This window comes from Jejudonia soesokkakensis, from assembly GCF_042664795.1.
GTDB lineage: Bacteria > Bacteroidota > Bacteroidia > Flavobacteriales > Flavobacteriaceae > Jejudonia > Jejudonia soesokkakensis.
Window position 1 is genome coordinate 135,856 of record NZ_JBHTBN010000003.1, and the last position, 13,242, is coordinate 149,097.

Here is a 13,242-nt window from a genome sequence, read left to right on the forward strand (position 1 = left end):
GTCTATAGAAGTATATATTCAATCTTATGAAACAACTACTACTCTCGCTATTTTTAATTTCAATAACATTTGTGAATGCTCAAATTGTAGGAAAAGTAACCGATATAAAAGGAGAACCCCTTCCTTTTGTTAATATTTATGTAAGTGGAAGCTACACGGGAACTACATCAAATGAAGAAGGGAACTACTCGCTTTCTGTTTCTGAAACAAAAGAAATGACCTTAGTGTTTCAGTTTTTAGGGTTCAAAACCCTCTCCAAGACGGTCACTCCATCTCAATATCCTTTTATACTAAATGCCAAGTTAGAAGAAGAATCGGTTAGCTTGGACGAGGTCGTTATCAATACTTCTGAAGATCCTGCCTATCGCATTATACGTGCAACCATTGCACAACGAAAAGAAAATCTCGATAAGATAGCCGAATATAAAGCAGACTTCTATTCGCGGGGAGTATGGCGAGTCGAAGATGTACCAGAAAAGGTGTTAGGCCAAGAAATAGGTGATTTTGAAGGTGCGCTCGATTCCACACGAACGGGAATAATTTATTTAAGTGAAACGATTAGTGAAATTGCCTATAAAAAACCTGATGACTTTAAAGAAAAAATTATTGCCAGTAAAGTGAGTGGCGATGACAATGGCTTCAGTTTTAATAGTGCTCGTGATGCTAATTTTTCGTTTTATGAAAATACAGTTAACATTAACGCGGCTATAGTATCACCTATTGCAAATGATGCACTAGGATATTATAGATACAAATTAGACGGTGTTTTTTATGAAGGTGGAAAATTGATCAATAAAATTAAGGTTACTCCACGAAGACCTAATGACAGAGTATGGGAAGGGAGTATCTATATTGTTGAAGATGACTGGCAACTTTATGGAGTAGAACTTTCTACAAACGGTCAGGCCATACAGGTTCCTTTTGTACAAGACCTTGTTTTTAAACAGAATTTTAAATTTGATGAAACTAATAATTTCTGGGTAAAGATCTCACAAACCATAGATTTCAGCTTTGGTTTTCTAGGTTTTAATGGCGACGGAAGATTTATCGCGAATTATAGCAACTATGATTTTACGCCAGAATTTACCAAACGTTCTTTTACCAACGAAGTTTTAAGCTTTGCCGAAGCTGCCAATAAAAAAGACAGCTTGTACTGGAAAGGCATACGACCTGTCCCTTTATCAAATGAAGAATTACGCGACTACGTACGAAAAGATAGCATTCAGACCTTACGAAAATCCAAAACTTATCTTGACTCAATAGATGCGAAGGGTAATAAATACAAATTACTGGATCCTATAACAGGCTATTCGTATCGAAACAGCTACGATCAATGGAGTCTCAATTATGAGGGGCCTTTTCCTGCAATCAATTTTAATTCCGTTCAAGGTTGGAATGGTGGCGCAGGACTCAACTTTTTTAAGTGGTATGATGAAAACCGTACCGAATGGATCTCTGCCAACTTGAATGCGACCTACGGAATCGCCGAGGACCGACTCCGTTTTACTGGAAGCATCACTAAAAATTTTAATCGTATTAACAGACTACGTATTTCTCTGGGTGGCGGAAGTTCTGTGAGTCAGTTTAATGCAGCAGAACCTATTTCACCGATAATTAATAGTATATCCTCCTTATTTTTTGAACGTAATTATGCAAAATACTTTGAACTAACGTATGCACGAGTATCGTATAGCCAAGAAGTAGTGAATGGGGTACGAATCTTTACCAATTTCGGGTATGAAGAACGGAAACCACTGTTTAACAATACAGACTATGTAACGATACCAAATGATGATGTCTCCTATACTTCCAATAATCCTTTGGCGCCTAATGATTTTATAAATGCTGCCATAGAAGAGCACAGTCTTTTTAAATCAACTCTAACTGCCGGGATTACCTTTGGACAAAAATATATGAGCTATCCAGATGGGAAGTATAACTTAAACAGTGATAAGTACCCACAGCTATTCATCACTTTTGAAAATGCCTTAGGAGCTACCAACAGTGATTATAATTTTAGTCAGTTACGTGCCAGTTTAAGTCAGGACCTAACGTTGGGTAATAAAGGAGAATTCAGCTATAATTTAAAAGGGGGTACATTTTTTAATGGTGAGGATATCTCCTTTGTCGATTTTCAACACTTTAATGGAAATCAAACCCGTGTGGGAACTTCAGGCAAATACAGTAATGTTTTTAACCTGCTCCCCTATTATGAGTTAAGTACCAATACAAGTTATTTTGAAGGTCATTTAGAGCACGATTTTAGAGGCTATATTTTAGGAAAAATTCCAGGAATCAATAAATTAAATTTTAATCTGGTCGCTGGGGCACATGCACTTACCATTGACGGCAAAAAACCGTATACAGAGCTTTCGTTGGGAATTGATAATCTGGGCTTCGGAAAGTTTCGTTTTTTAAGACTGGATTATGTGCGCAGTTTCTACAATGGAAATAGCGAAGGTGCTTTCGTTTTCGGACTTAAATTTCTGAATTTTATTCAGTAAAAAATAGTATTCAAGTTTAGGAATACATAAGATTAAAGATGAAATAGTTATTCCTCTTTCTTTTTAATTTCGTCAACTTTCTCATTTAATAAACTGCCTACAAAACTTTCAAAGTCTTTGACAAACTCATCGTACTTCTTACCAGTTGCAGGACCGTTAAATCCTGTATGTATACGGCGTACGTTTCCGTTTTTATCTATAAATATGGTAGTGGGATACGACAAAACATGATTGAGCATAGGCAATTTCTGATTGGCTTTCTTTTTATCTTCTGTCCCGTGTTGTGCTAGCAAAATAGGATATGGCACATCCAATGCTTCTTTAAATTTCGTAATAGCCGCCATGGCTTTTAATTCAGTAGGAGCATATTCAAAAGCTAAGGAAACGATCTCAAAATCTTTACCTTTATTTTTGTCATAATACTTTTTATAGTATTTGGTTTCGTCCACGCAATTGGGGCACCAAGTTCCCATGATCTGAACCAGTACTACTTTTCCTTGAAACTGCTCATCTTCCAAAGAAATTTGCTCACCTTTGGTATTTGGAAATGAAAATTCAATTTTATCATAGCCCTCTTTTAAAAAGGTCAAAGAATCTGCCTTTGGCAATTCAAAGTTCTCATTTCGCTTTGCTGTAAAAGGTTCTTTAAAATGATTGCCGCTATAAAAAGTACCTGTCATGATAGTATCTTCCACTTTCGCTTCAAATAGGAATGCATGGGCTCCATCGAAAGTAGAAAGCCGCATGGTGTCATTTTCTACAGCTCCTTCCAGAAAACGATAATCTCCTGTGGTCGTTCTAAAAGTACCTGTCACCTTATGGCCTGTCTGTTCAAAAGTTCCTTTGGCAATATACCTGTCTGCAGAACTCTTCGGGCTAAAGACTGTTTCCCAATTACCTGTGACATCTGCTTTTGGGGCACTTTTGACTGTAAATCTTTCGGCCCGACCTCTTTTCATTTTGAAGGGTACTACCCGATCAAGACTTGGCTTGATAAAGTTTCCGTAGATAGAATCTTCGGTATAAATACCTTTAAAAACTCCTTCAAACACTGGATGTGCTATCGTAATAGAATCCCCTTCAAATTTAACTGCATCAATTTTTATGGCTTCATCTCCGTTATGAATGGTGATGGTGTGATCTTCGGCAATATCCATTAAAAAAGGAATTTCTTTGCCTCTATCTAATTCTAATACTGCACGCCACTCTCCTGCTTTAGGAGTTTTGATATCACGATTACAAGAAACGATTAGTAAAGATGTTAAAAGCAATAAGAAAGTTCTCATGAGAAATTTTAAAATTGTTACACTATAAGTATCAAATTTACTCACAAAAAACGACGTAAGTGTTATCTTTGCCGTTTGTTAAGAATAATTTAAGGATGAAGATTTCATATAACTGGCTAAAACAATTTATTAATCTCGACTGGGATGCCCAAAAAACTGGCGAACTTCTTACAGACTTAGGTCTTGAAGTAGAAGGAATTTCTAAATTTACTTCTGTTCCAGGCGCCCTTGAAGGTATCGTCGTAGGACATGTAGTCGCCTGCGAAAAACATCCAAATGCAGACCGCCTTAAAATTACGAAAGTAGATTTGGGTTCTGGCGAACCTATACAGATTGTTTGTGGCGCTCCCAATGTTGCAAAAGGACAAAAAGTTCCGGTTGCGACCGTTGGCACGACTCTTTATGATGCAGAAGGGAGTCCGTGGCAGATCAAAAAGGGTAAAATAAGAGGAGAGGTAAGTGAAGGTATGATCTGTGCCGAAGACGAATTAGGTCTTGGTAGTGATCACGACGGAATTATGATCTTAGCCGAAGAGCTAGAAGCAGGTACAGATGTCGCTACTATTTTTGAAGTAGAAAATGATACAGTATTTGAAATCGGACTAACCCCAAACCGTGCCGACGCGATGAGTCACTGGGGCGTTGCCAGAGATCTAAGAGCAGGTCTTTTACAACAGGATATTTCTATTGAATTGATCACTCCTTCTACCAGTAGTTTTCATATTGAAAACAGAACATTAAAAATTGATGTGGAAGTAGCAAACAATGAATTGGCTCCGCGATATTGTGGTGTAACCATTAGTGGATGTAAAGTTGAAGATTCTCCAGCTTGGCTTCAGAATAGGTTAAAAGCCATAGGGCTTGCCCCTATCAATAACATTGTTGATGTAACTAACTATGTGTTACACGAGCTTGGTCAACCACTACATGCTTTTGATACATCGAAGATTTCAGGAAATAAAGTACTTGTAAAAACACTGCCTGCAGGTACAAAATTTACTACCCTAGATGGAGTTGAGCGTGAATTGCATGAAGAAGATCTTATGATTTGTAATGCCGAAAAACCAATGTGTATTGCAGGAGTTTTTGGTGGTATTCACAGTGGCGTGACTTCAGAAACCACAAGTATTTTTCTAGAAAGTGCCTATTTTAATCCGGTGAGTATTCGTAAAACTGCAAAACGCCATGGGTTAAATACCGATGCTTCTTTTCGTTTTGAGCGTGGTATAGATCCTAATATTACGGAGTATGCGCTAATGCGTGCCGCGATTTTGATTACTGAAATTTCTGGTGGCGAAATTACCAGTAACATCACAGATATCTATCCGAAGAAGATTGAAGATCATCAAGTGTTTCTTAATTTTGAAAATGCTGCCCGATTGATAGGTGAGGAAATTCCGAGGGAAACCATTAAAAGTATTCTTACGTCCCTTGAAATAAAAATCAATAACGTGACCGAAACTGGGTTAGGAATGACCATTCCTGCCTATAGAAATGATGTAACACGTGAAGCCGATGTTATTGAAGAAGTATTACGCGTATATGGCTACAACAACATTGAATTCACTCAAAAATTGAATGCTTCTATTGCAAGCACTAAAAAAATTGAGGATTATCAGATCCAAAATAAAATAAGTAATCTCTTAACAGGATTAGGGTTTCACGAGATGTTAGGTAATTCTTTAACAAGTCCTGCCTACGGAAAGTTATTAGAAAGTGTGAAAGATGAGTACTATGTGACAATGCTTAATCCGTTGAGTCAGGATCTTTCAGTCATGCGACAATCTATGCTGTTTGGAGCGTTGGAAGCCTTATTGTACAATAATAACCGTAGAAGAAACAATGTAAAACTGTTCGAATTCGGAAAGACTTACCATAACTACGCAGGTGGTAGAGAGGAGAAAAAACATCTCTCACTTCTGGTTTCTGGCGGAAAAACTTCAGATACTTGGACACATGAAACAGAAAGATCAGATTTCTTTTATGTAAAAGGCGTTATTACAACAATGCTGAAACGACTTGGAATAACTGAATTTTCAGAAAAAAGCACCAAAAATGATGCATTTTCCGAAGGTCTCTCAATTATCACAAAGAAGAAAACCCTGGTTGATTATGGGGTGGTTTCAAAAAAAGTGACAAAACATTTTGGAATAGAAACGGAAGTTTTATATGCAGACTTTAACTGGGATCTTATCTTGGGTGAGCTATCTGCTACTAACTTTATCTTGCAACCGATTCCTAAATTCCCAGAAGTAAAACGTGATTTTGCCTTACTATTGGACGAAGAAGTTACATTCGACGGATTGAAAGAAGCGGCTTTTCAAACTGAAAAACAATTGCTGAAAGAAGTAACCCTGTTTGATGTATATACTGGTAAGAACTTACCTGAAGGAAAAAAATCGTATGCGTTGAGTTTTACGATTCAGGATGAAAAGAAAACATTGACCGACAAACAAATTGACAAGATCATGAACAAGCTACAGCAACGCTTTGTAAAAGATTTTGACGCTTCATTACGATAAAAAAAGCGGCTAAAAGCCGCTTTTTAATTTTATAGAATTTACTGATTTTAGCTCTTAGGCAAAACCACTGTGTCCACAACGTGTATCACGCCATTCGACTGATTTACATCTGCAATTGTTACGGTAGAAGTTCCACCATTTTCGTCAGTTAGCAACACTTTGCCATTAGCAATTGATGCCGTTAAAGAACCACCATTTACTGTTGTAAAGGTAGCTTTTCCTTTTCCGTCTTTGATCGCTTTTATAACGTCTGCAGCATTAAATTTCCCTGCAAGTACATGATAGGTTAGCACCCCTTGAAGTTGCTTTTGATTTTCTTCCATTAGCAATGTTGCTACTGTACCTTCTGGTAATTTATCAAACGCTGCGTTTGTAGGTGCAAATACAGTAAAAGGTCCTTCTGAAGCTAAAGTTTCTACAAGTCCGGCAGCTTTTACAGCCGCTACTAAAGTTGTATGGTCTTTAGAATTTACAGCATTCTCCACGATATTCTTAGTTGGATACATAGCAGCACCACCTACCATAACTGTTTTCTCCTTCATCATCTTTTCCTTTTTCATTTTTTCTTTCTTCATCATTTTATCCTGAGCAAATGATGAGGTTCCTGTAATAAGTGCCATTGCAAAAATAGCAACTGTCATAATTCTTGTAATTTTCATGTTGTTTATAGTTTTTGATTATACTACATAAACGAGGTGTAGCCTTTTGAGGTTTTTGCAAAATACCATTTTGGCTTAAGTTTAACGTAGTACAAATTTGTAATAACGCACCTCTCATTGTATCTTTATAAGAAAACAGTATGAAATCAAACGAAGAGACCACACGTATTTATACAGGACCGGCTATGATCGCCAAAGGTCTAATTTCACGATTGAATGATATAGGAATCAGTCCTATTGAAAGGAATGATAATGAAAGCGGAATTACTGCTGGATTTGCTCAAGGAGTACCAGGACAAGTTATGTTATTTATAAGACAAGATGAACTTTTAAAAGCACAAGAAACGATTGACACATATCTTGCTGAAGTAGGCGAATAGTTACGCCAGTATTCCATACATCTTTTCGCGTTGCTCTTTAATTTTTTTATCATTCATATATTCATCAAACGTCATGTAACGGTCTATAATACCATTTGGTGTTAGCTCCATTACACGATTTCCAACCGTTTGTGCAAACTCATGATCGTGGGTTGTAAATAAAACAGTTCCCTTGAAATTCTTTAAACTGTTGTTAAAGGCAGTGATTGATTCTAGGTCTAAGTGATTGGTGGGCTCATCTAACATGACAACGTTGGCACGCATCATCATCATTCTGCTTAACATACAACGTACTTTTTCTCCTCCTGATAGTACATTACATTTCTTTAATGCCTCTTCCCCACTAAATAGCATTTTTCCTAAAAATCCTCTAATATGGACTTCTTCTCTTTCTTCTTCGGTTTTAGCCCATTGACGCAACCAATCTACTAGTGACATTTCATTTTCAAAGAAGGAATGATTGTCGAGTGGAAGATAACTCTGATTCGTAGTAACTCCCCATTGATAGGTTCCAGAATCTTGTTTTGCATTCCCGTTGATAATTTCATAAAATGCAGTTGTAGCTCTCGAATCCTTAGAGTACACGACCACCTTATCACCCTTTACAAGATTCATATCAATGTTTTTAAACAGAACTTCCCCATCTATAGACGCTGAAAGATTTTCAACATTTAAAATCTGATCTCCTGCTTCGCGTTCGCGTTCAAAAATAATGGCAGGGTATCTTCGGCTGGAAGGCTTAATGTCTGAAACATTTAGCTTTTCGATCATCTTTTTTCTACTAGTTGCCTGTTTCGACTTTGCAACATTGGCAGAGAATCTTCGAATGAATTCTTCCAGTTCTTTTTTCTTTTCTTCCGCTTTTTTGTTTTGCTGTGCACGTTGTCTTGCGGCTAATTGACTACTCTCGTACCAAAAGGTATAGTTTCCACTAAAATGATTGATCTTTCCGAAGTCAATATCAGAGATATGCGTACATACTGCGTCTAAAAAGTGACGGTCATGTGATACCACGATGACACAATTATCATAATTTGCAAGAAAATTTTCCAGCCAGCCGATTGTTTCGTAATCCAAATCGTTGGTAGGCTCATCCATGATCAACACATCTGGATTTCCAAAAAGTGCCTGAGCGAGTAACACGCGAACTTTTTGTTTTCCGTCTATATCTGCCATCAATGTATAATGTAACGACTCATCAATACCAAGATTTGATAGTAAGGCTGCTGCGTTACTGTCTGCATTCCAGCCATCCATTTCTTCAAAAGCAACCTGAAGCTCCCCAATTTTCTCGGCGTTTTCGTCGGTATAATCTTCGTATAGCTTGTCGATCTGAGTTTTGATTGCAAATTGCTCTTTATTTCCTCTCAATACCGTTTCTAAGACCGAATACTCGTCGTAGGCACTGTGATCCTGCTCTAAGACTGACATACGTTTGCCAGATTCCAAGTGAACATGACCAGACGTAGGATCCTGTTTTCCTGAAATAATCTTTAAAAAAGTTGATTTTCCTGCTCCATTGGCGCCAATGATTCCGTAACAGTTGCCTGTAACAAACTGCGTGTTTACTTCATCAAATAAGATGCGTTTGCCAAATTGAACCGATAAATTTGAAACTGATAACATAGCGATCTCCTGCTTTTATAATTTTCGGCAAAAATAGTTATAAATAGAGGACTAAAGAAACATTAACGTTTTTATATTCCTTTTAACGCTCAATTAACATATTACGGCAGAACCGTCGGCTACATTTGTTACAAACAACATTTTACAGCCCTTGTATAGTAAACTACTTATATTTCTTATTCCGTTTGTTTTATTTTCCTGTAATACGAAGGAAGAAACTTCGAATGATAGCTGGATTGGAGGTCAAATAGTGAATCCAAAAAGCGACTACGTTGTCATCTTAAAAGAAGGGGTGTTATTGGATACGGTTTCTCTGGATCACAATAATTTTTTTATGTACCACCCCGAAAATTCTGAAAAAGGACTTTATACCATTAAACATAACGAGTATCAAGTGTTCTATCTAGAACCAGGTGATAGTTTGATGCTTCGCGTCAATACCATGGATTTTGATGAGTCGATATCCTTTACAGGTACGGGAGCAGAAAAGAATAATTTATTGATAGATCTTTTTTTACGAAATGAAGAGGATACAGAAATGATGGGGGACATCTACCAATTACCTCCTTCACAGTTTTTAAAAAAAATTGATTCCTTACAGCGCATCAGAAAAAAAATGGTAGCTGGTTTTACTTCGGAAAATAAAGCATCAGATGATTTTAAAGCAATCGTAGAAGCAAATCTAGCGTACGATTACTATTCGAAAAAAGAATCGTATGTCGCAATACATGCCGAAAATCCCTCATCTTATTTAGATTCACTACCTCCAAATTATTTCGATTATAGGAAAAAAATAAATCTTGACAATCCATCTTTCAGAAATTATTTTTCATATACACGCTTTTTAAATAGGTACTTTGATAACCTAGCACATGAAAAAATTGATAGCGCTACCGACTATTATGACTGGAACTCCTATGCTCACAATAAAGAAAAAATTATACTAATAGACAGTTTGGTAAAAAACGACTCTATTAAAAACAGCCTTATGCGCAGAGCAGTAAGACGGTATTTATTAAGCACTAAAGATGGTGTCAAATCTCAAGAAATTGTCTCATTATTTGCTGAAATATCAACAAATAAAAATGATCTTGAAGCACTTCAAGCACTGGCGACCTATACTGTAAAATTGACCCCTGGAAATAAAATTCCAGACATACAATTGGTCGATACCGAGAATTTGAACCGAAATCTTCAAAATTTAATTAAGAAGAATTCTGTCATCTATTTTTGGACCTACGAATCGGTTAACCATTACAGAGATGTTCATACCAAGGCAGCCGAATTACATAATAAATATCCAGAATACGATTTTATAGGAATCAACACAGATCGTGATTATAAAAAATGGAAAGCCATAGTTCTTCGTAATGGTTTTAAAACGAAAGACGAATATCAGATTGAAAACCTAGAAAACGCTGCAAACGAGTTAGCAATTCATACCGTTAATAAAGCTATTATCGTAGGACGCGACGGTAAAATCTTGGATGGAAACACATCGCTTTTTAGTTCTTCCATCGAAACACTTTTAGTAGGATATTTAAATCGCTAATCTTTCTTAGACCATCCTAGGGTTGCACTTAACGGATAATGATCTGAAAAGGATTCTTTAATGGTTTCAAAAGTCACCACTTCCAACATTTCAGAAGTCATTATATAATCGATTCTCATTGGATAACCGTCAAATTTAAACGTAGTGCCAAGGCCATTGCCACGTTCTACATAAGCATCCTTATAATGATTTGTTAGTTGGTGGTAGGTATAAGAATATGGTGTATTGTTAAAATCACCAGACAGAATAACAGGGAACGGAGCTATTTTAGCATGTTCTAAAATCGCTTCTACCTGGGTTTGTTGTCTTTTAAAAGTTTCGGTCATGCGCTTTCGAATTCGCTCTTTATCCCCGCCTTGTAAATAAGTGACCGAAGGTAAAATACCTAACGATTGCAAATGTAAATTATACACTCTAAGGGTATCGCTTCCCTTAACCACGTCGGCATAGATCGTGTTGTTATTTGAGTCTTTAAAATCAAAAGCACCGGTATTTTGTAAGGGATATTTGGAATAAATCGCATGTCCCAGTTTTACTTCATTATTTCTGAAATGTACATATTGGTATGGATATTCGGGGATGGTAAGGTGCGTTTCTCTGTAAAATTCCTGAATACAGATCACATCAGGATTTTCAGAATTCACTAAGGTCGAAAAAGAGGCCAATACGTCTTCTGAAGGATTTGTCTCATAGGCATTAAACAAACGCACATTATAGGTAAGTATTTTTAAGGTATGCTCGTATGCGGAGGCGTCTCCTTCCGAAGACAACTCAAAAAAAGGATTAAAATGAAAAAAAGAAAATGCGACTAAAACTCCAGATAAGAAAGCTTTTCGTTTCCAACGAAAACACCAGTAGATAGCAAAAAACAAATTCAGTAGAATTAACGGTGATACTACCAGGCTTAATAAAGTAATACTTGAAAATGTTTTAGGTGGCAAATACGGTAGCACAAATGATAACAATAGTAAGAGGGCTACACAAATGTTTGCCCAATACACTATCGTTCCTAAAAGACCTAATCGTTTCAAATACGTTGATTTAATCTTCTTTTCCAGCTTTAAACAGGAAATCTTTTTCTGCTTTAGTCAAACTTTCATAGCCGCTTTTCCCGATTTTATCCAAGATGTCATCCACCTTTTTCTGTGTTTCGGTTTTTGAAGGCTTTTGTTTAGAACGTTTGGGAGTTGTTTGTGTTGTGCGATGCACTTTTTTAAATGGTTTTTTGGTACGGGGCTTAAATACATCTTCGACCCAACTAATCAATTTTGTAAACCACAAACCTATGTCGTTTCCTTTCGCCAATTGAATCGCATACGAATATCCTAAAATAGCTCCTCCAATATGTGCCAATAACCCACCGGCATTTCCAGATATAGGCAATCGAACTAAATCTATTAGAAAAATTACAGCTGCAATGTGCCATAATTTTATAGTCCAAGTAAAAATCCGCAATTCAGTATTAGGTGTGTAAGTCGCAATAAAGATCACAATAGCCATTACAGCTCCGGAGGCTCCTAACAAATAAGAAGAGGAGTTTAAAAATACAGGGAATATATTATAAGACAATACATATAAGAGTCCGCCACTCATCGCCCCTAACAAGTAAATGGTAAGATACCGTTTCGAGTCAAAAAGATTTAATACAATATTGCTAAACCAATACAGCATATACATATTAAATAACAAATGCCAAAAGCCATAATGTATAAATGCATAGGTTATAAAAGACCAGGGTTGCAAAATAAATTCTGGCAAGCCATCTGGTAACACAAACCATCGTGTTAGTGATATGGGTGCAATTTGACCAAAGAAAGAGGTAAGACTAATGAGCAAAAAGATCACCGCATTGATCGCAATAATTTTTACTGCGATACTCGATGTCTTAAATTGATATGCTAAACTATTCGCTGCCATACTATTACCCGCGAAAACGAGAATTTATTCTATAACTTTATTAATTTTTATCTAGTACCATCTTGTGTTATCAAAACTATTCTTTTTCCAGTACCATGCCATGATAAAACCGAATAAGGCTCCCCCAATATGGGCCCAATTAGCAATGTTTTGACCGAATAATGAAAAACCTGTTAATCCAGAAAATAAATCTAGTAAAATTAATCCGGGTATAAAGTATTTTGCTTTGACAGGAAAAGGTATAAATAGAAGCATTAATTCTGCATTAGGGTACATGATCCCAAAGGCAACCAAAACTCCATAAATAGCCCCCGAAGCTCCTACTGCTGGAGTATGGTATGAGTCATAAAGCGATTGAATTGTATCTTGACTGATTGTTTCTAAAATAGCAGTATTGTATTGTCCAGAATTCAACAATTGCATAATTTGTTCACTACTCATCCCTATATTTAATAGAGCTTCAAAACCACTGTGAAACTGATAGTAATTTACAAGCGTGTGAATTAATGCAGCGCCTAGACCTGCCGAAAAATAAAAGAACAAAAACTTATTGCGTCCCCACTGTGTTTCCAGAGGTGAACCAAAGGCAAATAATGCATACATATTAAATAAGATATGCATCAATCCCCCATGCATAAACATGCTAGTTATGGGTTGCCACCATTGAAAATTAGGATTATCAAATGGATATAATGCAAACAACTTATAGGCTGTATCTCCTAATAAATAGGAACCTCCAAAAAAGAGGACATTGATTATAATTAATACCTTAACGGTTTCTGTTATTCTTCCCATC

Annotated in this window: 10 protein-coding genes; 4 read left to right on the forward strand and 6 right to left on the reverse strand. The window is 36.6% G+C overall.

Going from position 1 to position 13,242, the window contains the following annotated elements:
- Nucleotides 1–26: 26 nt before the first annotated feature.
- Complete coding sequence (locus tag ACFQO1_RS07310) at nucleotides 27–2,504, forward strand: DUF5686 and carboxypeptidase regulatory-like domain-containing protein (protein WP_380217337.1); 2,478 nt, start codon at nucleotides 27–29, stop codon at nucleotides 2,502–2,504.
- A gap of 47 nt (nucleotides 2,505–2,551) precedes the next feature.
- On the opposite strand, the gene ACFQO1_RS07315 is transcribed toward ACFQO1_RS07310, so the two are convergent.
- Entirely contained in the window at nucleotides 2,552–3,790 is a 1,239-nt protein-coding gene (locus ACFQO1_RS07315; protein WP_380217338.1) for a peroxiredoxin family protein, read from the reverse strand.
- Nucleotides 3,791–3,885: 95 nt separating this feature from the next.
- Between ACFQO1_RS07315 and pheT the strand changes: the two genes are divergently transcribed.
- The gene (gene pheT / locus ACFQO1_RS07320; protein ID WP_380217339.1) at nucleotides 3,886–6,312 is read left to right on the forward strand and encodes a phenylalanine--tRNA ligase subunit beta; all 2,427 of its coding nucleotides are present in this window, start codon (nucleotides 3,886–3,888) and stop codon (nucleotides 6,310–6,312) included.
- A gap of 47 nt (nucleotides 6,313–6,359) precedes the next feature.
- Here pheT and ACFQO1_RS07325 read toward each other — a convergent pair whose 3' ends face one another.
- Nucleotides 6,360–6,971, reverse strand: a complete 612-nt coding sequence (locus ACFQO1_RS07325; RefSeq protein ID WP_380217340.1) for a fasciclin domain-containing protein — start codon at nucleotides 6,969–6,971, stop codon at nucleotides 6,360–6,362.
- Nucleotides 6,972–7,111: 140 nt separating this feature from the next.
- On the opposite strand from ACFQO1_RS07325, the gene ACFQO1_RS07330 reads away from it, so the two are divergent.
- A complete protein-coding gene (locus ACFQO1_RS07330) occupies nucleotides 7,112–7,351 on the forward strand; it encodes a DUF2007 domain-containing protein (RefSeq protein WP_380217341.1) in 240 nt (79 codons plus the stop codon).
- Here the strand turns inward: ACFQO1_RS07330 and ACFQO1_RS07335 are convergent, their stop codons facing one another.
- Nucleotides 7,352–8,977, reverse strand: coding sequence for an ABC-F family ATP-binding cassette domain-containing protein (locus ACFQO1_RS07335; protein ID WP_380217342.1), 1,626 nt, complete (start codon nucleotides 8,975–8,977; stop codon nucleotides 7,352–7,354).
- A 151-nt stretch (nucleotides 8,978–9,128) separates the two neighbouring features.
- Between ACFQO1_RS07335 and ACFQO1_RS07340 the strand changes: the two genes are divergently transcribed.
- Nucleotides 9,129–10,529, forward strand: coding sequence for a TlpA family protein disulfide reductase (locus ACFQO1_RS07340; RefSeq protein ID WP_380217343.1), 1,401 nt, complete (start codon nucleotides 9,129–9,131; stop codon nucleotides 10,527–10,529).
- On the opposite strand, the gene ACFQO1_RS07345 is transcribed toward ACFQO1_RS07340, so the two are convergent.
- Genes ACFQO1_RS07345 through ACFQO1_RS07355 form a run of 3 tightly spaced genes read right to left on the reverse strand, consistent with a single transcriptional unit; the run spans nucleotide 10,526 to nucleotide 13,241 of the window.
- Entirely contained in the window at nucleotides 10,526–11,560 is a 1,035-nt protein-coding gene (locus ACFQO1_RS07345) for an endonuclease/exonuclease/phosphatase family protein (protein WP_380217344.1), read from the reverse strand. The genes ACFQO1_RS07340 and ACFQO1_RS07345 overlap by 4 nt on opposite strands.
- Before the next feature lie 10 nt (nucleotides 11,561–11,570).
- On the reverse strand, nucleotides 11,571–12,446 hold the full coding sequence (locus ACFQO1_RS07350) for a rhomboid family intramembrane serine protease (protein ID WP_380217345.1): 876 nt from the start codon (nucleotides 12,444–12,446) through the stop codon (nucleotides 11,571–11,573).
- Between the two features lie 51 nt (nucleotides 12,447–12,497).
- The gene (locus tag ACFQO1_RS07355; protein ID WP_380217346.1) at nucleotides 12,498–13,241 is read right to left on the reverse strand and encodes a rhomboid family intramembrane serine protease; all 744 of its coding nucleotides are present in this window, start codon (nucleotides 13,239–13,241) and stop codon (nucleotides 12,498–12,500) included.
- Nucleotide 13,242: the final 1 nt, after the last annotated feature.

Coding starts and splice junctions, on each gene's coding strand:
- ACFQO1_RS07315 (WP_380217338.1), bottom strand. CDS start 3,790: ATGAGAACTTTCTTATTGCTTTTAACATCTTTACTAATCGTTTCTTGT.
- ACFQO1_RS07335 (WP_380217342.1), bottom strand. CDS start 8,977: ATGTTATCAGTTTCAAATTTATCGGTTCAATTTGGCAAACGCATCTTA.
- ACFQO1_RS07350 (WP_380217345.1), bottom strand. CDS start 12,446: ATGGCAGCGAATAGTTTAGCATATCAATTTAAGACATCGAGTATCGCA.
- ACFQO1_RS07325 (WP_380217340.1), bottom strand. CDS start 6,971: ATGAAAATTACAAGAATTATGACAGTTGCTATTTTTGCAATGGCACTT.
- pheT (WP_380217339.1), top strand. CDS start 3,886: ATGAAGATTTCATATAACTGGCTAAAACAATTTATTAATCTCGACTGG.
- ACFQO1_RS07330 (WP_380217341.1), top strand. CDS start 7,112: ATGAAATCAAACGAAGAGACCACACGTATTTATACAGGACCGGCTATG.
- ACFQO1_RS07310 (WP_380217337.1), top strand. CDS start 27: ATGAAACAACTACTACTCTCGCTATTTTTAATTTCAATAACATTTGTG.
- ACFQO1_RS07355 (WP_380217346.1), bottom strand. CDS start 13,241: ATGGGAAGAATAACAGAAACCGTTAAGGTATTAATTATAATCAATGTC.